Below are 21,688 nucleotides of genomic sequence, written 5' to 3' on the forward strand. Positions count from 1 at the left end.
CGCCGTCAGTGCCGAAGTTGCCCCAGCAAATCCTGCTGTCCTCGTCGATGCGCGAGCAACCGGTGCCGGGGTGGACCGTCACCGTCGCGGATCTCGAGCTCCCTCCGACCACCGTGGTGCGCCCGGTGGGCAACATCGGCGATCGCGGCATCTTCCTGGGAATCACCGACGAGGGGTGGTTCCTGCTCGCTCTCGACGTCACCAGCGGCCAGCGGCTGTTCGTTCCGGTGCGACTCGGAATCGCCGGAAACGCCACCGATTTCAATTGCTTCGTCAACCGCCCGCCCTCGGTGATCTGCGTACGCCAGGGCCCCGACCCCGCAGCGCCGTCGACGGCCTGGGTGGTCGACACGTCGACGGGCGCACTGACCTACGACGGGCCCACCGAGTTGGCGGTAGCCGGTACGGGCAGTCGCCCCCGACTCGAGCAGGTGGGGGACTACGCGGTCGCCGTGGCCACAGGTGAGGGTGTGCACGGGGTGGGTCCACGTGGCGAGCTGACCTGGTTCGTGCCCGGGGACGGAATCCTGCCCACCCAATTCACCGAGCCGGACCGCGACACGCCTGAATCGACCCTGGCCATTCAGGGCAGCGGCGGAGTCGCCGATATCGTTTTCTCGGTCGTCGACGGCCGAGTCGTCGAACCGGAGTTGACGTCGGATGTCCAACTGGGAAAAGCCGTTGTGTATCCAGGCGGCTTCGGATACGAATTCCATCCCGCCGACGACTTGTTCAAAGAGCAGGTGGCCTTTTTCGACGAGCGAGGTGCGGAGCTCGCGGAGCCCGGGGTGCTCGGCCCGCTCGACAGCGGTTCACTAGAACTTCCGATGGTCGCAGGCAAGAGAAGCCGTGAAGTCTTCACTCTCGATGGTCGCCGACTGCTCGAACTGCCGCCGTCGAGGACGGCTACCAGCGCGCGCCTGATCGGGTCGCGTTTCTACCTGTCCTCGGATCCGCTGACCAAGGTTTGGCAGCAGTTCGATCTGGACACCGGGAACGCCGGAAAGAACTGCCAGGGCGACAGTCTCGGCCCCTACTACATCGCCTCCGACGGCGATGTAGCCGTTGCGCTCGGCGATCGCTCACCCGCCCAGGGCATGGACCTCGCGACCTGCGAGGTCCTCTGGTCGATCCCGGGCTCCGCGCCGAACGAAGCCAAAGAAGTGTGGAAGGTGAACACCACGCTGGTCCAGCGCACGAACGACAGACTCTTCTCGCTCGTTGCGCCCTGATCGAACGCTCGCACGACTCCGAGCGTGCGCAAACTGCTCAGGTGTCACGGCGTGTCCCGGGGCAGACACGCACGCTCGCGGAGTGAAGGATGGGGAATATGGCAGCTAGCCCCGACGGCCTGTGCAGCTTCATCGACGCATCGCCTACGCCCTTTCACGTCTGCGCCACCGCCGCGGCGCGTCTGCGCGCCGCGGGTTTCGCCGAACTCGCCGAGGGTGATGCCTGGCCGTCGGACCCCGGGGGCTATTTCACGGTGCGAGCCGGGTCACTGGTCGCCTGGCGCAGCGGAACCGATTCGGCCGCGCCGTTCCGCATCGTCGGCGGGCACACCGACAGCCCCAATCTGCGCGTCAAACAGCACCCGGACCGCTTCGTGTCCGGCTGGCGGGTGGTCGCGCTGCAGCCCTACGGCGGAGCCTGGCTGAACTCGTGGCTGGACCGCGACCTCGGGGTCAGCGGCCGCCTGTCGGTCCGCAGCGGCGATCGCATCGGGGACCGGCTGGTCCGCATCGACGAACCGCTCCTGCGCGTACCGCAGCTGGCCATCCACTTGTCCGAGGACCGCAAGGGTGTCGAACTCAACCCGCAACGCCACGTCAACGCCGTCTGGGGCGTCGGTGCGGGCACCCGGTCCTTCGTCGACTACGTCGCCCAATCCGCCGGTGTCGAACCCTCCGACGTGCTGGCCGCCGATCTGATGACCCACGATCTCGCGCCGGCCACCCTGGTCGGCGCCGATCGGGAACTCGTGAGCGCACCGCGACTGGACAACCAGGTCACCTGCTACGCCGGGCTGGAGGCGTTGCTCGCGGTGCAGGCGCAGCGGGTCGTACCCGTCCTGGCGCTGTTCGATCACGAGGAGGTCGGCTCGACCTCCGACCACGGCGCCCAGTCCGACCTGTTGCCGACGGTGCTCGAACGCATCACCCTGGCCGCCGGGGGACAGCGGGAACAGCTGCTGCGGCGGCTGTCGGCGTCGATGGTCGCCTCGGGGGACATGGCGCATGCCACCCATCCGAACTACCCGGAGCGACACGAACCCGGTCACCTGATCGAGGTCAACGCCGGGCCGGTGCTCAAGGTGCAGCCGAACCTGCGCTACGCCACCGACGGCCGCACCGCGGCGGCCTTCGCGCTGGCGTGCGCCCAGGCGGGAGTGCGCCTGCAGCGCTACGAACACCGCGCCGACCTACCGTGCGGCTCGACGATCGGACCGATGACCGCCGCGCGCACCGGCATCCCGACCGTGGACGTCGGTGCGGCGCAGCTGGCGATGCACTCCGCGCGCGAACTGATGGGTGCCGACGACGTCGCGGCCTACGCGGCCGCATTGCAGGCCTTCCTGTCACCGGCCTGACCTAAGGTCGGCCCATGGCACTCACCGTGGAGATGATCACGTTCGACTGTGCGGATCCCGACGGCCTGGCCGACTGGTGGTCCAAGGTGGCCGGCGGCGATGTGAACGCCCTCGCGCCAGGCGACTTCGTCATGGTCACCGGTGACGGCCGGCCGACGCTGGGGTTTCAGCGCGTCCCCGATCCGACGCCGGGCAAGAACAAGGTCCACCTGGACTTCTCCGCCGAAGACCGGGACGCCGAGGTGACCCGGCTGAAGAGTCTGGGGGCCACCGAGACCGGTCGCCACAGCTTCGGCGACGAGTTCAGCTGGGTGGTGATGGCCGATCCGGAGGGCAACGCGTTCTGCGTGGCCGGCGGGTAGTTTCGCACGCGCGCTGGAAAGATCGCGCCCGTGCTGCTGTCGATAATCTCCGCGTCGGGAGTGCTGGCCGTGTGGTCGCTGCTCGGGCGCCGCATGGAGGCCTGGCGTCTGACCGCGCCGATGGTGATGGTGCTGGCCGGCCTGACCGTGGGATTCACCAGCTACGACGAGATCTCCGACACGCTCAACACCGACACCGCCGAGCACATCGCCGAGATCATCCTGGCGGTGCTGCTGTTCGTCGACGCCACCGATGTGCGCGGCGGCCTGTTCGGCGGACAGCCACGCGCGGCGATGCGGGTGCTGTTCATCGCCATGCCCGTCAGCATCGTCGCCGCGATCCTGATCGGCGGATGGCTGCTGCCCGGACTGCCGTGGGGAGTGCTGCTGATCCTGGCGTGCATCGTGATTCCGATCGACTTCGCGCCGGCCGCGTCCATCCTGCGCGACGACCGCATTCCCGAACGGGTCCGCAATCTGCTCAACGTGGAGGCCGGCTACAACGACGGCATCGTGTCCCCGCTGTTCATCTTCGCCCTCGTGCTGGCCGAGAAGTCCACCCGCGCCGACAGCCCGCTCGAGGCGCTGGGCGCCGCCGTTCCCGAAGCGCTCACCGCCATCCTGGTCGGGTCCGCGGTCGGCGCCGCGCTGGCGCTGGCGGCCAACGCCGCCCAACAGCGCCATTGGATGACCCACCAGTCGACCCGGTTGCTGCTGGTCGCGGCCCCGCTGCTGGCGTTCGGGCTCAGCCTGTCGGCCGGCGGAAACGGATTCGTGGCGGCATTCGTGTGCGGCATCGCGTTCAACACCCTGCGCCGCTCCGAGGACATCCGCGCCGAACTGGAACTGGTCGACGACGTGGGATTCCTGCTGGCCATGGCGATGTGGCTGGCCTTCGGGGCCACGGCGGTGATCGCCCTGCACGGCGGGGTGTCGATCGGGATCGTGGTGTTCTGTCTCCTCGCGCTGACCCTGGTCCGCGTGGTGCCCGTGGTGCTCAGCCTGGTCGGGTCGCGGCTGTCCTGGCGGGAACGGCTGCTGGTCGGCGGCCTCGGACCGCGCGGCACCACCTCGATCGTCTTCGGACTGCTGGCGTTCAACGTGCTCGACGGCAACGGCGAACACATCGTCGTGCAGGTGACCGTGGTGGCGGTGCTGAGCAGCATCGTCCTGCACGGGGCGGGGGCGCCGGTGGCCGCGCGGACCCACGCCCGTTCGGGCGGACCCGAGTCCGACGCCACGGTCTGATTTGGCCGGGACAAATAGAATGTCGGCGTGACGCAGGAGTTTGCCCCCACCGACACCGTCGAGCGGGCTGCCGCCAGCCCGGACCAACCGCAGCCGTTCCGGGAGTTGGGCCTCAAGGACGACGAATATCAGCGCATCCGCGACATCCTCGGCCGCAGGCCCACCGACGCGGAACTGGCGATGTACTCGGTGATGTGGAGCGAGCACTGCTCCTACAAATCGTCGAAGGTGCATCTGCGCTATTTCGGCGAGACCACCACCGAGCAGATGCGGGCCGCGATGCTGGCCGGTATCGGTGAGAACGCCGGTGTGGTGGACATCGGCGACGGCTGGGCGGTCACGTTCAAGGTCGAGTCGCACAACCATCCCTCGTATGTGGAGCCCTACCAGGGTGCGGCCACCGGGGTCGGCGGCATCGTCCGCGACATCATGGCGATGGGCGCACGACCGGTCGCGGTGATGGACCAGTTGCGCTTCGGCGCCGCCGACGCGCCGGACACCCGGCGGGTGCTCGACGGGGTGGTGCGCGGCGTCGGCGGCTACGGCAACTCGCTCGGACTGCCCAACATCGGCGGCGAAACCGTCTTCGACCCGTCCTATGCGGGCAACCCGCTGGTCAACGCGCTGTGCGTCGGGGCGATGCGCAAGGAGGATCTGCACCTGGCCTTCGCCTCCGGCGCCGGTAACAAGATCATCCTGTTCGGGGCGAGGACCGGGCTCGACGGCATCGGCGGGGTGTCGGTGCTGGCGAGCGAGACGTTCGGCGGAGACGAAGGGTCCGGGCCCGGCCGCAAGAAACTACCCAGCGTGCAGGTCGGCGATCCGTTCATGGAGAAGGTGCTGATCGAATGCTGCCTGGAGCTCTACGCCGCCGGGCTGGTGGTCGGCATCCAGGACCTCGGTGGTGCCGGACTGTCCTGCGCGACAAGCGAACTGGCGTCCGCCGGGGACGGTGGTATGCGGGTTGAGCTGGAGCAGGTCCCGCTGCGGGCGGCCAACATGACCCCCGCGGAGATCTTGTCGAGCGAATCGCAGGAACGCATGTGCGCTGTCGTCACCCCCGACAACGTCGACGCGTTCATGGCCGTCTGCCGCAAGTGGGACGTGCTGGCGACGGTGATCGGCGAGGTGACCGACGGGGATCGCCTCGAGATCACCTGGCACGGCGACGTCGTCGTCGACGTGCCGCCCCGCACGGTCGCCCACGAGGGCCCGGTGTACGAGCGCCCGGTCGCCCGCCCGGACACCCAGGACGCGCTCAACGCCGACACCTCGGCCTCGCTGCCCAGACCCGCCACCGGGGACGAGTTGCGCGCCACCCTGCTGGCCCTGGTCGGCAGCCCGCATCTGTGCAGCCGGGCCTACATCACCGAACAGTACGACCGCTACGTACGCGGGAACACCGTGCTGGCCGAACACGCCGACGGCGGCGTGCTGCGCATCGACGAGGCCACCGGCCGCGGCATCGCGGTCTCCACCGACGCCTCGGGTCGCTACACCGCACTCGACCCCTACACCGGTGCCCAACTCGCGCTGGCCGAGGCCTACCGCAACGTCGCGGTCACCGGCGCCACCCCGGTCGCGGTCACCAACTGCCTGAACTTCGGCTCCCCGGAGGATCCCGGCGTGATGTGGCAGTTCTCCCAGGCCGTGCGCGGACTCGCCGACGGCTGTGCGGCGCTGGGCATCCCGGTCACCGGCGGCAATGTCAGCTTCTACAACCAGACCGGCAGCACCGCCATCCTGCCCACCCCCGTGGTGGGTGTGCTCGGTGTGCTCGACGACGTGCGGCGTCGCATCCCGACCGGGTTCGGCACCGAGCCGGGCGAGACGTTGATCCTGCTCGGCGACACCCACGACGAGTTCGACGGGTCCATCTGGGCGCAGGTCACCGGCGACCACCTCGGCGGCGTGCCGCCGCGGGTGGACCTGCAGCGCGAGAAGCTCCTGGCCGAGGTGCTCACCGCGGCCTCGCGCGACGGACTGATCTCGGCCGCGCACGACCTCAGCGAGGGCGGTCTGATCCAGGCTGTGGTGGAAGCGGCGCTGGCGGGTGAAACCGGTTGCCGCATCGTGATTCCGGAGGGCTGGGAGGAAGGCACGGCTCCCTTCACCTTCTTGTTCAGCGAATCGGCCGGACGCGTGCTGGTCGCGGTACCCCGCACCGAGGAGAGCCGGTTACGCGCGATGTGCGAGGCGCGCGACCTGCCCGCTACCCGCATCGGGGTCGTCGACCAGGCCGCTGACGCGCTCGAGGTCCAAGGACAGTTCACGGTGTCGCTCGACGAATTGCGCCGCACGTCGGAGGGCGTGCTGCCGGGATTGTTCGGGTGAAGGCTCCGGCCGACACACACCATCCGCTGCTCGTCTGGGCGTGGGGACTGATCCGGCTCGATTTCGTCGGCGTCGGTTTCAGCGCTCTGTTCTTCTGTCTGTCACTGACGCCGTCGCTGCTGCCGCGTGACTGGTTGTTCGCCGGCCTGATCGGCGGCCTGAACGCCGCCATCGGATACGGAATCGGCGTCTTCGTCGCAAAGATGGCGAGCCGCTTCGTCCTTCGCGATGCCCGCTGGTGGCCACCGGCGCGCCGGGTGCTCAACACCGGCAAGGCCGCCGTCGTGGTGCTGGCCCTGGCCGCCAGCGTGTCGATGATCGTGCCCGCCGCCGCCTGGCAGCGGCAGGCCGCAGCCGAGATGGGCACTCCCGGGCCCGACACCCTCGGCTATCTGCGTGTCCTGCTCATCGCGGCCGTGGTGGGCGGCACGTGCGTCGCGGTGTCGCGGATCGTGCTCGACGCGATCAAGCTGTTGGCGCGTTGGCTGATCCGCCGCTGGCGGCTGCACGACGAGGTCGCTCTCCTGATCGGCACCGCGGTCGTCGTCGTGTTGGTCATCACACTCGTCAACGGCGTTCTGCTGCAGGGTTTCCTGGCCGGGGCGAGTGGGGTGTTCCAGCCACAGAACTCGACCACCCGGGACGGGATGAGTCAGCCCACTCAGCCCGAGAAGTCCGGCAGCCCAGCCTCTTTCGCCCCGTGGGACACGCTCGGCTTCCAGGGCCGCAATTTCGTGGCCTCCGGTCCGCACGTGGCCGAGCTCGAACAGGTCAACGGCAGGCCAGCCGTCGAGCCGATCCGCGTTTACGCCGGACTCCAGACCGCCGACACCGACGACGGGCGGATCGCGGTGCTGCTCAGCGAATTGGAGCGCACCGGCGCGTTCGACCGCGCGGTACTGGCCGTCGTGCCGACCACCGGCACCGGCTGGGTGAACCCGATCGCCGCGCGGTCGCTCGAGCTGATGTACAACGGCGACACCGCAATGGTGGCGATGCAGTATTCGTATCTGCCGAGCTGGATCTCGTTCCTGGGCGACCGGCAGAAATCGATGGAGTCGGGCCGCATGCTGATCGACGCGGTGCAGCAGCGTTGGGCGCAGCAACGGCCGGATCGCCGGCCGAAACTCGTGCTCTACGGGGAGAGCCTGGGCTCCATGGCCGGGCAGGCCGCGTTCGGGTGGCTGCCCGACATCGCCGATATGGGGTTCTCGTCGGTGCTGTGGGTGGGTCCGCCCAACGCCAGCCCACTGTGGAGTGCGCTGATGGACCGGCGTGATCCGGGCAGTTCGGAGGTGCAACCCCGCTACGACGGCGGTCGCACCGTCCGGTTCTCACAGGCCACCAGCCCCGAGGTGATCGCGCGGGATACGGCGGGCCCGTGGCAGGGCACCCGCGTGCTGTTCCTGCAGCATGCCTCCGATCCGATCGTCTGGTGGTCACCCGACCTGGTCACGGCGCGCCCGGACTGGCTGGAGGAGCCGCCGGGCCTGGACCGCACCGCCTCGATGCGGTGGTACCCGATCGTCACGTTCTGGCAGGTGAGCGCCGATATGACCAACGCGGTGGGGGTGCCGGGCGGACACGGCCACAACTACGGCGAATCGGTGCTCGACGGCTGGGCCGCGGTGGCGCCGCCACCGGGCTGGACGGCCGCCGACACCGAGCGGATCAGAGCCGACCTGCGACGCACCGACACCGAATACTGATGTCCGTCCAGCGAATTCGAGCGGCCGTGACGGCGGCGGGTTTGGTGGCGTGGAGCTTCGTCGGTCCGCGGCTGCCAGACGCCGTCCAGCCGTTCGCCAACGCAGCGCTCGGGACGGCGCTGGCGGCGTGGACGCGGGCACCGCTCGGGCTGAGGCCGCCCACCGTGTACACCGGCCTGCGTCACGGCGCGCCGGCCGCGGCGGCGGTCTGCGCGGCGGTCACCGTCGCGACGGCGTCACCCGCGGTGCGCGCCGCGATGCGCGAGCGGCCGGTGCCCGCGGGCGGGCCGGCACGATGGCTGCTGCTGCGCATCCCGCTCGGCACCGCATGGGCGGAGGAGACCTCCTACCGGGCGGCGCTGGCTTCGCTGAGCGCCGACGGTTTCGGTCCGGTCGCGGGCCGGCTCGTGCAGGCCGCCGCATTCGGACTGTCACACATCGCCGACGCGCGAGCGGCCGGGGACCCGGTGCTGCCCACGGTGGCGGTGACCGCCGTCGCGGGCTGGGTGTTCGCGGCGCTGACGGCACGGGCCGGAAGCCTGGCGGCCCCGCTGCTGGCGCACCTGGCGGTCAACGAGGCGGGGGCGGTGGCCGCCCTGCTCGTCCAACGGCGTCGAACGGGGACACTGGTCTGATGGCAGCCCGCCGAAGCGCCGATCCCGTTCAGACCCGCACCGCGGTCAGCGCCGTCGCACAGTGGCTGCGCGACGACGACGCCGCCGAACCACCGCGGCAACAGATCGCCGAGGCGGTTCGGCTGACCGCACGCACGCTGGCCGCCGCCGCGCCGGGCGCCACCGTCGAAGTGCGGGTGCCGCCCTTCGTCGCCGTGCAGTGCGTGAGCGGCCCCACCCACACCCGGGGGAACCCGCCCAACGTGGTGGAGACCGATCCGCGCACCTGGCTACGCCTGGCGGCGGGTCTGCTGACCTTCGACGCGGCACTCGCCTCGGCCGCCGTGCAGGCGTCCGGCAGCCGCGCGGGAGAGATCGGGAACTGGCTGCCGCTGGTCACCGTGGAGGGGTGACTGCGACCGGGATCACAGCGTCAGGAGGGCCCGGGCGGTGTGGACGGAAATTCACTGTGGAATACCACCGTTGATCAGAAGGCGGCCGGCCGTCGTTGGATTCCGTAGTTGGCCGCAGTTGACCGTAGACTGAGCAGCATCCTCCACCGCCCCCTGGGAGAAGCCCTATCGTGACCGGCCCCGAAGCACTCGAGCCCGCCACCGACACCGACCCCCGTGAGGAGTGCGGCGTCTTCGGCGTCTGGGCCCCCGGCGAGGACGTGGCCAAGATGTCGTACTACGGCCTGTACGCGCTGCAGCACCGCGGACAGGAAGCCGCGGGTATCGCCGTCGCCGACGGCTCGCAGGTGCTGGTGTTCAAGGATCTGGGGCTGGTCAGCCAGGTCTTCGACGAACAGACGCTGGCCGCCATGCCCGGCCACGTCTCCGTGGGGCACTGCCGCTACTCCACCACCGGATCCACCACGTGGGAAAACGCCCAGCCGGTGTTCCGCAACACCGCGGCGGGCACCGGTGTGGCGCTCGGTCACAACGGCAACCTGGTCAACACCACCGAGCTGGCGGCGCGGGCCAGGGACGCCGGGCTGATCAATCCCCGCACGCCCGGCGCGGCCACCACCGACTCGGACATCCTGGGGGCGTTGCTCGCCCACGGCGCGGCCGACGCCACCCTCGAACAGGCCGCCCTGGAGCTGCTCCCCACGGTCCGGGGTGCGTTCTGCCTGACCTTCATGGACGAGAACACGCTCTACGCCGCCCGCGACCCCTACGGCATCCGGCCGTTGTCGCTCGGCCGGCTGGACCGCGGCTGGGTCGTCGCCTCCGAGACCGCGGCACTCGACATCGTCGGCGCCTCCTTCGTCCGCGACATCGAACCAGGTGAGCTGCTGGCCATCGACGCCGACGGGGTGCGCTCCACCCGCTTCGCCAACCCGACACCCAAGGGCTGCGTCTTCGAGTACGTGTACCTGGCCCGCCCGGACAGCACCATCGCGGGCCGCTCGGTGCACGCCACCCGGGTCGAGATCGGGCGCCGCCTGTCGAACGAGAAGCCGGTGGACGCCGATCTGGTGATCGGCGTGCCCGAATCCGGGATCCCGGCCGCCGTCGGCTACGCGCAGGGCTCGGGGATCCCGTACGGACAGGGGTTGATGAAGAACGCCTACGTCGGGCGCACCTTCATCCAGCCCTCGCAGACCATCCGTCAGCTGGGGATCCGGCTGAAGCTCAATCCGCTCAAGGAAGTGATCCGCGGTAAGCGGCTCATCGTCGTCGACGACTCGATCGTCCGCGGTAACACCCAGCGGGCCCTGATCCGGATGCTGCGCGAGGCCGGGGCGGTCGAGGTGCACGTCCGCATCGCTTCTCCGCCGGTGAAGTGGCCGTGCTTCTACGGTATCGACTTCGCCACCCCCGCCGAGCTGATCGCCAACGCCGTCGAGGACGAGGACGAGATGCTCGAGGCGGTCCGCCGGGCGATCGGCGCCGACACGCTCGGCTACATCTCCCAGCAGGGGATGATCGCGGCCACCGAACAACCCGCGTCGCGGCTGTGCACGGCGTGCTTCTCCGGCAGCTACCCGATCGAATTGCCCGGTGAATCGGCCCTCGGCAAGAACGTCATCGAGCACATGCTGGCCACCGCGGCCCGCAACGGTGTCCCGCTGCAGCAGGCCAACGACAACGTCTCGGCGCTGCGCCGCCCCTGAAACTACTGCGCGGCAGTGGAACTGAACCGCACCAGCCGGCGTCTGCCGCCCTTGGCCGCGGTGCCGTCCTGCTCCAGCGCCTGGGTTACCGCGTCGCGGTAGCCGGTGAGGCCGCCCGGCGGAGGCGGGATGATCGAGTCGATGTCGTGTTCATGCATCACCGCGTCGACCTCGAGCGATTCGACCAGCGGCCGCGCCAGACCCGACGGGATCGGGGTCACCAGACCCACCCAGCGGCTCGCCAGCGTCGGGGTCAGCCACGGCAGCACCAGCATCCGGCGCGGGACCAGGCCGGCCTCCTCGGCGTAGATCTGCATGGCGTCGCCGTACTCGAGGATGTCGCGGCTGCCGATGTCCCAGGTGCGTGATTCCGGGACCTCCGCTGTCGCGGCCTCCGCCAGGTAGTAGAGCGCGTCGTCGATGGAGATCGGCTGGATCTTGTTGTGCACCCACTTCGGAGTGGTCATGACCGGTAGCCGGTCGGTGAGGTGGCGGATCATCTCGAACGACGCCGAACCCGACCCGATGACGATGCCGGCCTGCAGCACCAGGGTCTCGACCTCGGAGTCGATCAAGATCTCGCCGACCTCGGTGCGCGACGCCAGATGCCGCGACAACTCTTTGCCCTCGGGGTGCAGCCCGCTCAGGTACACCAACCGCCGCACCCCGGCCCGTTTCGCGGCCTCGACGACGTTGTGCGCCGACTGCGCCTCCTCGGCGACGAAGTCCTTCGAGGTGCCCATCGAGTGCACGAGGTAGTAGACGACATCGGTGTCCTGGAACGCGTTCACCAGCGATTCCGGATCGGTCAGATCGCCCTGCACCACCTCGGCCCGATCGCGCCAGGGCTTTTTCGACAACTTGTCCGGCGTGCGGGCCATCGCCCGCACCTGGTGGCCGCGCTCAAGCAGCGCCGGCGCCAACAGGCCACCGATGTAGCCCGTGGCGCCCGTCACCAGGCAGCGGATCTGTTCTGCGGGCACCAGGTCTCCGTCCGTCGTCACCTTCTCCGGGTATTCGGAGCCGGTGGACGCAAGGATGACCGCCGGAACCGTCAGGCAAACCCGCAGCCGGGATCGGGCGCATCCTCGGCCAGCGGCGCACCCGCCGGGTTGATGTAGAGGATCTGCAGCACCAACGGCCCCGGCCCCAGGTTGCGACCGATGTGCACATAGTTCGGGCCGCCCTTCTCGACCACGTCCTGACCTGCCACGTACACGCCGTCGACCGAGCAGTCGGCCCGGTTGTGCACGAGCACGCCCTCCTTGACTGTGCCGAGTAGCTCTCCGGGGTGGGAGTGCCAGCCGGTGCTGCCGCCGGGGGCGATGGTGATCTCCCGGAAGACGTAGTCCTTGCCGTCATCGCTGACCTGCCACAGGATCGTCCCGTCGATATCCCGGGGCGGGGTGGCGTCGGCCGCCACGGCAGAAGCGGTCATCACCGCGAATACGGCGACAGCGGCGACGAGGGTGCGACGCAGTGCATGCATGGTGGTCACACTGGCATACCGGCGGCGGCGAGCGGGGTGAACCGGCGGAGACGGCAACGGGGACGACCTGCACCCGGTCGGCACCTCGACCGGTAACCTTTCAGGCGATGACTAAAGGCGTGGAAAACCGGGGCATCGCCGAACAACACGGCATCTCCTACGCATCGGCCGGGGTGGACATCGAAGCCGGTGACCGCGCCGTCGAACTGTTCAAACCCCTCGCCGCCAAGGCCACCCGTCCCGAGGTGCGTGGCGGACTGGGCGGGTTCGCCGGCTTGTTCGCCCTGCGCGGCGGCTACCGGGAGCCCGTCCTGGCCTCGTCGACCGACGGAGTCGGCACGAAGCTGGCCGTCGCGCAGGCGATGGACAAGCACGACACCGTGGGCCTGGACCTGGTCGCGATGGTCGTCGACGACCTCGTGGTCTGCGGAGCCGAACCATTGTTCCTGCAGGACTACATCGCCGTCGGCCGTACCGTGCCCGAGCGGGTCAGCGAACTGGTCTCCGGCATCGCGCAGGGCTGCATCATCGCCGGTTGCGCGCTGCTGGGTGGTGAGACCGCCGAGCATCCCGGCCTGATGGCGCCCGACCATTACGACATCTCGGCCACCGGCGTCGGTGTGGTCGAAGCCGACGACGTCCTGGGTCCCGACCGGGTGCGCCCCGGCGACGTGATCATCGCCCTGGGATCCTCCGGGCTGCACTCCAACGGTTACTCGCTGGCCCGTAAGGTGCTGCTCGAGATCGACCGGATGAACCTGGCCGGCCACGTCGAGGAGTTCGGCCGCACGCTGGGCGAGGAACTGCTCGAACCCACCCGGATCTACGCCAAGGATTGTCTGGCGCTGGCCGCCGAGACCCAGGTCCGCACGTTCTGCCACGTCACCGGCGGCGGGCTGGCCGGAAACCTCGAACGGGTCATCCCGCACGGGCTGGTGGCCGAGCTGGATCGCGGCACCTGGACGCCGGCCCCGGTCTTCGGCATGATCGCCCAACGCGGACGCATCGAGCGCGTCGAGATGGAGAAGACCTTCAACATGGGGGTGGGCATGGTCGCCATCGTCGCGCCGGAGGACACCGACCGCGCCCTGGCGATCCTGACCGCCCGCCACCTCGACTGCTGGACCCTCGGGACCGTCAAGAAGGGCGGCAGAGAAGAGCCGCGGGCGCAGCTGGTGGGCCAGCACCCGCGGTTCTAGGAACGAAAAGGACTAGCGGCGCCAGTCGTCCTCGGGCGCCCACTCGTCGTCGGCTACGCCGTCGCCGTGGTTCGTATCGTTCGAACCACCTGCCAGCTCGCGCTGGAGCCGCTCGAAATCAGTTTGAGGCGAGCTGTACTTCAGGTCGCGAGCGACCTTCGTCTGCTTTGCCTTCGCCCGGCCGCGGCCCATGGGGGACCCCCTCGCGCAATAACGGAGCGGCCCGTGAACAGGCGGCTCCGATTCTCCAGTGTCGTTATTGTCCTGCCCACACCTTACCGCCCTCGCGGGCGGCGCGCTGGTAGGCCCTTCAGCCGGTGACGAGCGTCACCGGGCGCCGCCCCGCAACCGCTCCACGGCGAGCCGGCCGGCGCCCACGGCGTCGGCCGGCGGCAGCGAATCCGGGTCGACCACGGCGGCGACGGCGACCTGGCCGCCGGTGGTCAGTGCGGTGTCCGCCGGCAGGCCTCGTTTGACCAGCGCCAGGGCCACCGGTCCCTCGTCGACGTGGTCCACCACCGTGCCCAGCCGGCCGATCGTGCGCCCGCCGGCCAGCATCGGATCGCCGGTGGCCGGCCGCTCACCGGATCCATCGAGCTGCAGGCGCACCAGCATCCGCGGCGGTTTACCGAGGTTGTGCACCCGGGCAACCGTCTCCTGGCCGCGATAACACCCCTTGTCCAGGTGGACGGCCGAACCGATCCAGCCGACCTCGTGCGGGATGGTCCGCTCGTCGGTGTCCACGCCGAGCCTCGGCTGCAGCGCGGCCACGCGGTGCGCCTCGTAGGTCCACACGCCCGCCGGCCGGACACCGGCGCCGGTGAGCCGGGACCGCCAGTCGGCCGCTGCCTCGCGCGGTACCAGCAGATCCAGGTCGCCGGCCGCGGTGCGGCGCAGGAAACCCCCGGCGCCCAACGCCGTGGCGGTTCCCTCGACCGGCAGCGTGTCGAGTCCGAAGGCATCGAGCACCGGCGTGTCCGCCAGCGCGGGCCCCAGCAGCGACAGCACCGCGAGATCGGCGGGTTCGACGGCGACGTCGGCCCAGAAGACCATGCGCCGCAGGAACGCCAGCAGTGGCTCGCCCCGCCACGGTTCGGTGTCCAGATACGTCGCGCCACCGAGTTCCACCTGGAACCAGTGATCCTCGACGCGGCCCTGACCGTCGAGGTTGAGGTTCTGGGTGACGGTTCCGTCGGCCTGTTCGCTGACGTGCTGGGAGGAGATGGTGTGCAGCCAGGTGCGCCGTTCACCCCCCGTCAGGCTCAGGGTCGCGCGGTGCGAGCGGTCGATGACGACGGCGTGCTCGGCGGCGGCGCGCTGCTCGCCGAACGGATCGCCGTAGTGCCACACCGCACCGGCGTCCGGTCCGCTCTCGGGCGCGGGAACTGCTGACATACCTCGATCGTACGGCGCTACGCTTGGCGGCCATGGCGAGCGGACCGGCGGTGGTGGTGACGTTGGACGGCCGGCTGTGCGACCCGCAGCAGCCACTGCTGTACGCCGACGACCTGGCCGCCGTCCGCGGCGACGGGATCTTCGAATCGCTGCTGGTGCGCGAGGGCCGGGCGTGCCTGCTCGAGTCCCACCTGACCCGGCTCACCCAGTCCGCCGCGCTGATGGACCTGCCCGAACCGGACCTGCCGCGGTGGCGGGCGGCGGTGAACACCGCGGTGGACGCCTGGCGTGGCGCCGACGGGGTGTTGCGTCTGGTGTACAGCCGCGGCCGGGAGGGCGGGGGTCCGCCCACCGGCTACGTGACGGTGGCCGAACTGCCCGCCCGGGTGGCGACCGTCCGACGCGACGGTCTCGCCGCGATGAGTCTGGCCCGCGGGATGTCCACCGACGCCGCCGATCTGCCGTGGCTGCTGGCCGGCGCCAAGACGCTGTCCTACGCGATCAACATGGCCGCGCTGCGGCACGCCGAGCGCCATGGCGCCGGTGACGTCGTATTCGTCAGTACCGAGGGCCACGTGCTCGAGGGGCCGCGTTCGACCGTCGTCATCGCCACCCGGATGGACGACGGCAGGCTCGGCCTGCTGACCCCGCCACCCTGGTATCCGATTCTGCGCGGCACCACCCAGCAGGCCCTGTTCGAGGTGGCCAGGACCAAAGGCTACGACTGCGACTACCAGGTGCTGCGACCGGCTGATCTTGTTGCGGCCGAGGGGGTTTGGCTGGTCTCGAGCATCACGCTGGCGGCTCGGGTGCACACTCTCGACGGGGTCGCGTTGCGGCCGACACCGTTGGCCGCGGAGATGGCCGCCCTGGTCGACGCGGCGATCGTGAGTGATCGCTGAGCGCGAACCGATATTCCCTTGTCGGCCACGGCGACCGCGGGTACGGTCGCTCGTACACAGGAAGGGAGGTGGTCCGACAAATTGAGTGACTTATGGACATGTGAGGTGGCTGCCCGCTAGCAGCACCAGGGGAGTGTCCGCACTGAACTGAGTGCGCTGGCGAATTCCCCGCAGCCACCCGGCCCCCGAGCCCCCGGTCCGTCCGACCAGGAACCAACGGCTCGGGGGCCGCTCCATATCTGTGCGAAGATGCCGCGCATGCGCACACCAGCGATCTTGACCGCGTTCGCCGTCCCGCTCGCCGTCGCGGCCGTGCTGGGCGGATGTGCCCCCGCCGACGAATCCGCGCCCGACACCTCCGCCGCGCCGGTCGCCTGCCAGAAGGACTCGCTGCCCACCCTGACGCCGGGAACGCTGACCTTCGCCACCGATCAACCGGCGTATCAGCCCTGGTATGTCGACGACGACCCCGCCAACGGGCAGGGCTACGAGTCGGCGGTGGCCTATGCGGTCGCCGAGAAGCTCGGCTACCGCCGGGACGATGTGCGCTGGGTGCGGGTCCCGTTCAACGCGGCCATCGCCCCCGGTCCCAAATCCTTCGATGCGAACCTGTCGGAGTTCTCGATCACCGAGGAGCGTGAACAGGCGGTCGACTTCTCGTCGCCGTATTTCAACGTCACCCAGGCGTTCGTCACCCTGCCGTCCTCACCGGCGGCCGGCGTCACCACCGTCGCGGGCCTGCGCGACGTGCGGCTGGGCGCCCAGGTGGGCACCACCAGCTACGACGCCGCCCGCGGCATCGGCCCCAGCCAGCAGGTCGCCGTGTACAACACCAACGAGGATGCCAAGGCCGCGCTGGTCAGCGGCCAGATCGACGCCCTGGCTCTGGACCTGCCGACCGCATTCGCCGTGCAGGCCGAACTGCCCGGATCGGTCATCGTCGGTCAGCTTCCACCCGATCCGGACCACGCCGAGCACTTCGGCATCGTGCTCGACAAGGGCAGCCCCCTGACCCGGTGCGTATCCGAAGCGGTTGACCAACTCGGCGACGACGGTGTGCTGTTCCGGCTGCAGAAGCAATGGCTGGCCGGGCCGGGAGTCGCCCCGTTCCTGTCGTGACGGCACCGGACGCACTCGCAACCGTCGACCGGCAGGCCTTCCGCCGCCGCCGGACGCGTAACTCGACGCTGGTCGCCCTGGCCTCGACGCTGGTGTTCGCCGCCGTCCTGCTGTTCGCGGTGGGCACCGCGCCGGGCTGGCCGCGGGTGCGCGAATCGTTCTTCAACCTGCGGATCGGCTGGGACAGCCTGCCCGCCGTGGTATCCGGGCTGTGGCTGAACCTGCGGGTGCTGGCGGTGGCGACCGTGCTCGTCCTGACCGTCGGGCTGGGGCTGGCGTTGCTGCGCACCCTGCGCGGGCCGGTGTGGTTTCCGGTGCGGGCCATGGCGACCGCCTACGTTGACGTCTTCCGCGGACTCCCGCTGCTGATCTGCCTGTACCTGGTCGGCTTCGGGCTGCCCGGTCTGCGACTGACCGGCGTGCCCAACGATCCCGTGCTGCTCGGCGGTCTGGCGCTGGTGCTGGTGTACTCGGCCTATGTCGCCGAAGTCTTCCGCGGCGGCATCGAATCGGTGCACCCCTCGCAGCTGGCGGCGGCGAAGTCGCTGAGCCTGGGTCACCGCCGCACCATGCGCCTGGTCGTCCTGCCCCAGGCGGTGCGCCGGGTCACCCCCGCACTGCTCAACGACTTCGTCGCCATGCAGAAGGACTGCGGTCTGATATCGGTGCTCGGTGCGGTCGACGCGGTTCGGGCGGCGCAGATCCAGTCCGCCACGACCTACAACTTCACGCCGTACGTGCTGGCGGGTCTGCTGTTCATCGCATTGGCCGTACCGTCGGCGCGGCTCGCCGACTGGGCGGCTCGGCGTGCGGCGACCCGGCAGGGGGCGCTGTGACCGCACCGGTGCTCTCGGTGCGCGGACTGCGCAAGAGCTACGACGGGCGCACCGTGCTGGCCGGCGTCGACCTCGACGTCGCAGAACACCAGGTGGTGGCGTTGATCGGCCCGTCGGGCTCGGGGAAGTCGACACTGCTGCGCTGCATCGACCTGCTCGAAGACATCGACGACGGTCAGATCCTGCTCGACGGCCGCGATATCAGCGATCCCCGAATCGACGCCGACGCGGCACGGCGGGCGATCGGGATGGTGTTCCAGTCCTACAACCTGTTTCCGCACATGACGGCGCTGGCGAACATCACCGTGGCGCCGCGCGCGGTCCACGGACTCGACCGGCGCACCGCCGCACAGCGTGGGCGGGAGCTGCTCGAACGCGTCGGTCTGGCCGACCAGGCCGACGCATATCCCGACCGGCTCTCGGGCGGTCAACAGCAGCGTGTGGCGATCGCCCGCGCGCTGGCCTACGAACCGCGGCTGCTGCTGCTCGACGAGATCACCAGCGCCCTGGACCCGGAGCTGGTCGGGGAGGTCCTGGAGCTGGTCGGCGAACTGGCCGCCGCCGGCCGCACGATCGTGATGGCCACCCATGAGATGGCGTTCGCCCGCGACGTCGCCGACACGGTGTGCTTCCTGGACGGCGCAGTGGTGGTCGAGACGGGTCCGGCAGCGCAGGTGCTCTCCGCCCCGGAACGCGAACGCACCCGGGAGTTCCTGCGGCGGGTGTCCCGCGGGTGAGTCAGCCGGCGTAGCGCGCGAGCCGGGCCGACAGATGCGGCACCAGACCGCCGTCGGCGTCGACGCGCTCTTCGACGTAGGCGAGATCGCCGCCCTCGATGATGCCGTAGAGCCGCTTGGCGCCACCGACCAGAACACCCGACTTGCTGCGGGCGAGCGCGTCGGTGACCAGTTCCCACGACGACTGGTTGAGCGGACGGCCGTAGAACAGTTCGATGTAGCCCGTGGAGTGGGCCAGCAGCAGTTCGATCGCCTGCGATTCGCTCGGGTCGGCCGGATCGTCGACGAAGCGCCAGTACCCCGTCTCGCGCAGGCTGATCCGGTCGTAGCCGCCGTCGTCGGTGAGGCGCCACGAGCGCGCCTCCCAGTTCAGGTAGTCACCGCCGTCGTGGGAGACGACGATCTGCTGACCGAACCGGTAGTCGCCGTGGGCGTCGCGGCCCTCACCCTCGCCGCGCCAGATGCCGACCAGCGGCAGCAGCGCCAGCAGCGCGTCGTTGAAGCCCGCCCCTTCGCGCAGGTTCGCGGTGTCGGCGGGCATCGGGAGGTCGTGGAAGCCGGGGATGTTGCGGGCCGCGGTGGCTTTGGCGCGCTCGGCAGCCGCGGCGACCGCGCGGTCCCCGGAGGTTCCGAACAGGGGACCACCTTCGTCTGCGGCGTCGGGGGAACTCACGACTCGTCGGTGATGAGGCGGTACAGCGCGTAGAGCGCGAACCACGTGATCACCACGGTGCACACCACCAGCAGGATTTCGTAGAACAGCACCATGACTGTGAGTCTAGCGACCTGCTGGTGGCGGCGGCGTCCCGGCCGGTCAGCCGATCTTGTTCATGTGCTGGGGACAAAAGGCGCCGGTCGATGCGCCGATGAATGCGCCGGCCTGTTCCAGCGTCCAGTCCGTTGCCCCGACGAGTTCGGCGACCTCCTGGGAGAAGGTGAAGCCGTTGTCCCAGTCGGTGCAGACGGCGTGTCCGGTGTCGATGACGGCCGGGGTGTTGCTGGGGGCCCAGGTGATGCCCTCGCCCGCGATCGCGTCGAGGAAGTCGTCCTCGGGAGCGGCGGCGGCCAGCGGGGCGGCCGCGAGCGTGACGGCCCCAGCGGCCGCGGCGATGGCGAAGACGTGTGTGACTCTCATGGTCGGTCCTGTTCGGTGAGGTGCTTCGGCGCGGCGCGCGCGAAGTCACCACATCGTGACCGATCAGCAGCCTTTTCGCAGAGTTTTCACAGTCTGCGTGGAGCTACCTGCGCCGGAGCCCGAAACGTACCGAAGCCCCGGCGCAGGCAAACATCGGCCGGTCAGGCGACCTTGACGTCGACCTCGTGGATGCCGGCACCCGACGGTGCGACGGTGGCATCGCCGTTGCCGATCTTCGACAGGGCCCGCAGGGTCCAGGTGCCGGGAGCGGCGAAGAACCGGAAGTCGCCCGTGGCCGAGGCGACGACCTCGGCGGTGAACTCGTCCGAGGCGTCGAGCAGACGCACGAACGCACCGCCGACCGCCTCACCGGACCCGTCGACCACGCGACCGGTGATGACGGTCTCCTTCTCCAGGTCGACGCTGGCGGGCAGAGCCAGGCCTTGCTTAGGTGGTGCGCACATATCTCAACTTCCCAACTCGATCGGGGCTCCCACGAGAGAGCCGTACTCCGTCCAACTACCGTCGTAGTTCTTGACGTTCTTGTGGCCCAGCAGCTCCTGCAGCACGAACCAGGTATGCGACGAGCGCTCGCCGATGCGGCAGTAGGCGATGGTTTCCTTCTCCCCGTCCAGACCGGCGTCGGCGTAGAGCTTGGCCAGGTCCTCATCGGATTTGAAGGTGCCGTCCTCGTTCGCGGCCTTGCTCCACGGCACGTTGATGGCGGTGGGGATGTGGCCGGCGCGCTGGCTCTGTTCCTGCGGCAGGTGCGCCGGCGCCAGGATCTTGCCGGAGAACTCGTCGGGGGATCGCACGTCGACCAGGTTCTTCTCGCCGATCGCGGCGATGACCTCGTCCCGGAACGCCCGGATGCTGGTGTCCGGGTCCTTGGCCGAATAGGTGGTGGCCGGCCGGCTGACGGTGTCGGTCGACAGCGGGCGCCCGTCGAGCTCCCACTTCTTGCGGCCGCCGTCGAGCAGTTTGACGTCCTGGTGTCCGTACAGCCGGAAGTACCAGTAGGCGTAGGCGGCGAACCAGTTGTTGTTGCCGCCGTAGAGGACCACGGTGTCGTCGTTGCCGATGCCGCGCTCGGACAGCAGCTTGGAGAACTGCTGGGCGTCGACGAAGTCGCGGCGCACCGGGTCCTGGAGGTCGGTCTTCCAGTCGATCTTCACGGCGCCCTCGATGTGTCCGCCGTCGTAGGCCGACGTGTCTTCGTCGACCTCGACGAACACGATGTTCGGCGCGTTGAGATTGCTCTCGGCCCAGTCTGCTGTGACCAGGACGTCCGAGCGAGCCATTGATGGTCCTTTCGATCGATCAGTGGGTGGAAGTCATGCGGGGGTGGACGCCGTATGCCGGAGGCGGACGGCGATCGGGTACAGCTGACAGCCCAGGCAGATGCCGAAGGCTGCGTTCAGGAGGGCTGCGAACAAGGCGAACGCGGTGAACACGAGGCCGACGACGGTTGCGCCCACCGCCAGTGCGAGCGTGCCGGCACCGGCGAAGACCAGTCCGACGAGCTGCGCGAACCGCAACGGCGCCACCGGTTCCCGATCGGTCACCGGTCCGAGCCGGGGTGCGACGAGGCGGGCGAAGACGACGCCGTACGGGTGTCGGCGCGGTCCGAACGCGGCCCCGATGCCGAACACCACGGCCTGGACGCCCAGCAGCACCGCCGCGCCGACGGTGTCGACCGCCGTGACGACGATGACCGCCACCAGCACGGCGGTGGTGACCCAGGCGGCGAAGCGGGGGCCGCGGACGTCGACCTGGGGGACCGGAACCTGAGGCACCGGGGTGGGCCTGGGCGGGGTCATATCGGATTGCTCCTGTTGCGCTGATGGTCTGGATGGAACCGGGGGAACGGGCCGGATCGGCTGTTCCGAGCGCACGC

At 69.7% G+C, this 21,688-nt stretch carries 23 protein-coding genes; 14 read left to right on the top strand and 9 right to left on the bottom strand.

Features of this window, described 5'->3' with window-relative positions:
- Positions 1–8: 8 nt before the first annotated feature.
- The 9 genes from ACN27E_RS21875 to purF all read left to right on the top strand — a co-directional run bounded on the left by ACN27E_RS21875 (position 9) and on the right by purF (position 10,979).
- The gene (locus ACN27E_RS21875; RefSeq protein ID WP_422750048.1) at positions 9–1,232 is read left to right on the top strand and encodes a hypothetical protein; all 1,224 of its coding nucleotides are present in this window, start codon (positions 9–11) and stop codon (positions 1,230–1,232) included.
- A 98-nt stretch (positions 1,233–1,330) separates the two neighbouring features.
- Positions 1,331–2,590: a M18 family aminopeptidase gene (locus ACN27E_RS21880; RefSeq protein ID WP_422744656.1), complete on the top strand. Its 1,260-nt coding sequence runs from the start codon at positions 1,331–1,333 to the stop codon at positions 2,588–2,590.
- A gap of 14 nt (positions 2,591–2,604) precedes the next feature.
- Positions 2,605–2,952, top strand: a complete 348-nt coding sequence (locus ACN27E_RS21885; RefSeq protein ID WP_422744658.1) for a VOC family protein — start codon at positions 2,605–2,607, stop codon at positions 2,950–2,952.
- A gap of 30 nt (positions 2,953–2,982) precedes the next feature.
- A complete protein-coding gene (locus ACN27E_RS21890; RefSeq protein ID WP_422744660.1) occupies positions 2,983–4,200 on the top strand; it encodes a cation:proton antiporter in 1,218 nt (405 codons plus the stop codon).
- A gap of 27 nt (positions 4,201–4,227) precedes the next feature.
- Positions 4,228–6,534, top strand: coding sequence for a phosphoribosylformylglycinamidine synthase subunit PurL (gene purL / locus ACN27E_RS21895; RefSeq protein ID WP_422744662.1), 2,307 nt, complete (start codon positions 4,228–4,230; stop codon positions 6,532–6,534).
- Positions 6,531–8,243 (top strand): alpha/beta hydrolase, encoded by a 1,713-nt coding sequence (locus tag ACN27E_RS21900; RefSeq protein WP_422744663.1) that lies wholly within the window; start codon positions 6,531–6,533, stop codon positions 8,241–8,243. The genes purL and ACN27E_RS21900 overlap by 4 nt, the downstream gene beginning before the upstream one ends.
- Positions 8,243–8,878, top strand: a complete 636-nt coding sequence (locus tag ACN27E_RS21905) for a CPBP family intramembrane glutamic endopeptidase (protein WP_422744665.1) — start codon at positions 8,243–8,245, stop codon at positions 8,876–8,878. Before ACN27E_RS21900 ends, ACN27E_RS21905 begins: the two co-directional genes overlap by 1 nt.
- Positions 8,878–9,270, top strand: a complete 393-nt coding sequence (locus ACN27E_RS21910) for a sterol carrier family protein (protein ID WP_422744667.1) — start codon at positions 8,878–8,880, stop codon at positions 9,268–9,270. The genes ACN27E_RS21905 and ACN27E_RS21910 overlap by 1 nt, the downstream gene beginning before the upstream one ends.
- Before the next feature lie 170 nt (positions 9,271–9,440).
- Positions 9,441–10,979: an amidophosphoribosyltransferase gene (purF, locus tag ACN27E_RS21915; RefSeq protein WP_422744668.1), complete on the top strand. Its 1,539-nt coding sequence runs from the start codon at positions 9,441–9,443 to the stop codon at positions 10,977–10,979.
- A 2-nt stretch (positions 10,980–10,981) separates the two neighbouring features.
- On the opposite strand, the gene ACN27E_RS21920 is transcribed toward purF, so the two are convergent.
- Together ACN27E_RS21920 and ACN27E_RS21925 are read right to left on the bottom strand one after the other, a co-directional pair.
- Positions 10,982–11,962, bottom strand: a complete 981-nt coding sequence (locus tag ACN27E_RS21920) for an NAD(P)H-binding protein (protein WP_422750049.1) — start codon at positions 11,960–11,962, stop codon at positions 10,982–10,984.
- A gap of 71 nt (positions 11,963–12,033) precedes the next feature.
- On the bottom strand, positions 12,034–12,468 hold the full coding sequence (locus tag ACN27E_RS21925) for a cupin (protein WP_422750051.1): 435 nt from the start codon (positions 12,466–12,468) through the stop codon (positions 12,034–12,036).
- Positions 12,469–12,575: 107 nt separating this feature from the next.
- Here ACN27E_RS21925 and purM point away from each other — a divergent pair, with 107 nt between their 5' ends.
- Positions 12,576–13,667: a phosphoribosylformylglycinamidine cyclo-ligase gene (gene purM, locus ACN27E_RS21930; RefSeq protein WP_422744670.1), complete on the top strand. Its 1,092-nt coding sequence runs from the start codon at positions 12,576–12,578 to the stop codon at positions 13,665–13,667.
- Between the two features lie 12 nt (positions 13,668–13,679).
- On the opposite strand, the gene ACN27E_RS21935 is transcribed toward purM, so the two are convergent.
- Positions 13,680–13,859, bottom strand: a complete 180-nt coding sequence (locus ACN27E_RS21935; RefSeq protein ID WP_422744672.1) for a DUF3073 domain-containing protein — start codon at positions 13,857–13,859, stop codon at positions 13,680–13,682.
- Between the two features lie 135 nt (positions 13,860–13,994).
- The gene (locus tag ACN27E_RS21940) at positions 13,995–15,062 is read right to left on the bottom strand and encodes a YgfZ/GcvT domain-containing protein (RefSeq protein ID WP_422744674.1); all 1,068 of its coding nucleotides are present in this window, start codon (positions 15,060–15,062) and stop codon (positions 13,995–13,997) included.
- Between the two features lie 32 nt (positions 15,063–15,094).
- Here ACN27E_RS21940 and ACN27E_RS21945 point away from each other — a divergent pair, with 32 nt between their 5' ends.
- The 4 genes from ACN27E_RS21945 (at position 15,095) to ACN27E_RS21960 (ending at position 18,656) form a co-directional block, all read left to right on the top strand.
- Entirely contained in the window at positions 15,095–15,964 is an 870-nt protein-coding gene (locus tag ACN27E_RS21945) for an aminodeoxychorismate lyase (RefSeq protein ID WP_422744675.1), read from the top strand.
- 258 nt (positions 15,965–16,222) lie between these two features.
- Positions 16,223–17,083: an ABC transporter substrate-binding protein gene (locus ACN27E_RS21950; protein ID WP_422744677.1), complete on the top strand. Its 861-nt coding sequence runs from the start codon at positions 16,223–16,225 to the stop codon at positions 17,081–17,083.
- Positions 17,080–17,919 carry an amino acid ABC transporter permease gene (locus ACN27E_RS21955; protein ID WP_422744679.1) on the top strand — a complete coding sequence of 280 codons (840 nt, stop codon included), beginning with the start codon at positions 17,080–17,082 and terminating at the stop codon, positions 17,917–17,919. The genes ACN27E_RS21950 and ACN27E_RS21955 overlap by 4 nt, the downstream gene beginning before the upstream one ends.
- Entirely contained in the window at positions 17,916–18,656 is a 741-nt protein-coding gene (locus tag ACN27E_RS21960) for an amino acid ABC transporter ATP-binding protein (protein WP_422744680.1), read from the top strand. The genes ACN27E_RS21955 and ACN27E_RS21960 overlap by 4 nt, the downstream gene beginning before the upstream one ends.
- Position 18,657: 1 nt before the next feature.
- Here the strand turns inward: ACN27E_RS21960 and ACN27E_RS21965 are convergent, their stop codons facing one another.
- The 5 genes from ACN27E_RS21965 to ACN27E_RS21985 all read right to left on the bottom strand — a co-directional run bounded on the left by ACN27E_RS21965 (position 18,658) and on the right by ACN27E_RS21985 (position 21,611).
- On the bottom strand, positions 18,658–19,329 hold the full coding sequence (locus ACN27E_RS21965; protein WP_422744682.1) for an FABP family protein: 672 nt from the start codon (positions 19,327–19,329) through the stop codon (positions 18,658–18,660).
- A 141-nt stretch (positions 19,330–19,470) separates the two neighbouring features.
- Positions 19,471–19,791: a DUF732 domain-containing protein gene (locus ACN27E_RS21970; RefSeq protein WP_422744683.1), complete on the bottom strand. Its 321-nt coding sequence runs from the start codon at positions 19,789–19,791 to the stop codon at positions 19,471–19,473.
- A gap of 161 nt (positions 19,792–19,952) precedes the next feature.
- A complete protein-coding gene (locus ACN27E_RS21975) occupies positions 19,953–20,255 on the bottom strand; it encodes a DUF1416 domain-containing protein (RefSeq protein ID WP_422744685.1) in 303 nt (100 codons plus the stop codon).
- A gap of 3 nt (positions 20,256–20,258) precedes the next feature.
- A complete protein-coding gene (locus ACN27E_RS21980) occupies positions 20,259–21,092 on the bottom strand; it encodes a sulfurtransferase (protein ID WP_422744686.1) in 834 nt (277 codons plus the stop codon).
- A gap of 33 nt (positions 21,093–21,125) precedes the next feature.
- Positions 21,126–21,611, bottom strand: a complete 486-nt coding sequence (locus tag ACN27E_RS21985; protein ID WP_422744688.1) for a DUF4395 domain-containing protein — start codon at positions 21,609–21,611, stop codon at positions 21,126–21,128.
- Positions 21,612–21,688: the final 77 nt, after the last annotated feature.

The sequence above is a fragment of the Mycobacterium sp. WMMD1722 genome (genome assembly GCF_049315205.1).
GTDB lineage: Bacteria > Actinomycetota > Actinomycetes > Mycobacteriales > Mycobacteriaceae > Mycobacterium.

Excerpts from the sequence above, each read along its gene's own strand:
- ACN27E_RS21970 (WP_422744683.1), bottom strand. The coding sequence starts at position 19,791 with ATGAGAGTCACACACGTCTTCGCCATCGCCGCGGCCGCTGGGGCCGTC.
- ACN27E_RS21940 (WP_422744674.1), bottom strand. The coding sequence starts at position 15,062 with ATGTCAGCAGTTCCCGCGCCCGAGAGCGGACCGGACGCCGGTGCGGTG.
- ACN27E_RS21945 (WP_422744675.1), top strand. The coding sequence starts at position 15,095 with ATGGCGAGCGGACCGGCGGTGGTGGTGACGTTGGACGGCCGGCTGTGC.
- ACN27E_RS21975 (WP_422744685.1), bottom strand. The coding sequence starts at position 20,255 with ATGTGCGCACCACCTAAGCAAGGCCTGGCTCTGCCCGCCAGCGTCGAC.
- ACN27E_RS21985 (WP_422744688.1), bottom strand. The coding sequence starts at position 21,611 with ATGACCCCGCCCAGGCCCACCCCGGTGCCTCAGGTTCCGGTCCCCCAG.
- ACN27E_RS21925 (WP_422750051.1), bottom strand. The coding sequence starts at position 12,468 with ATGCATGCACTGCGTCGCACCCTCGTCGCCGCTGTCGCCGTATTCGCG.
- ACN27E_RS21905 (WP_422744665.1), top strand. The coding sequence starts at position 8,243 with ATGTCCGTCCAGCGAATTCGAGCGGCCGTGACGGCGGCGGGTTTGGTG.
- purM (WP_422744670.1), top strand. The coding sequence starts at position 12,576 with ATGACTAAAGGCGTGGAAAACCGGGGCATCGCCGAACAACACGGCATC.
- ACN27E_RS21980 (WP_422744686.1), bottom strand. The coding sequence starts at position 21,092 with ATGGCTCGCTCGGACGTCCTGGTCACAGCAGACTGGGCCGAGAGCAAT.
- ACN27E_RS21950 (WP_422744677.1), top strand. The coding sequence starts at position 16,223 with ATGCGCACACCAGCGATCTTGACCGCGTTCGCCGTCCCGCTCGCCGTC.
- ACN27E_RS21910 (WP_422744667.1), top strand. The coding sequence starts at position 8,878 with ATGGCAGCCCGCCGAAGCGCCGATCCCGTTCAGACCCGCACCGCGGTC.
- ACN27E_RS21935 (WP_422744672.1), bottom strand. The coding sequence starts at position 13,859 with ATGGGCCGCGGCCGGGCGAAGGCAAAGCAGACGAAGGTCGCTCGCGAC.
- ACN27E_RS21880 (WP_422744656.1), top strand. The coding sequence starts at position 1,331 with ATGGCAGCTAGCCCCGACGGCCTGTGCAGCTTCATCGACGCATCGCCT.
- ACN27E_RS21885 (WP_422744658.1), top strand. The coding sequence starts at position 2,605 with ATGGCACTCACCGTGGAGATGATCACGTTCGACTGTGCGGATCCCGAC.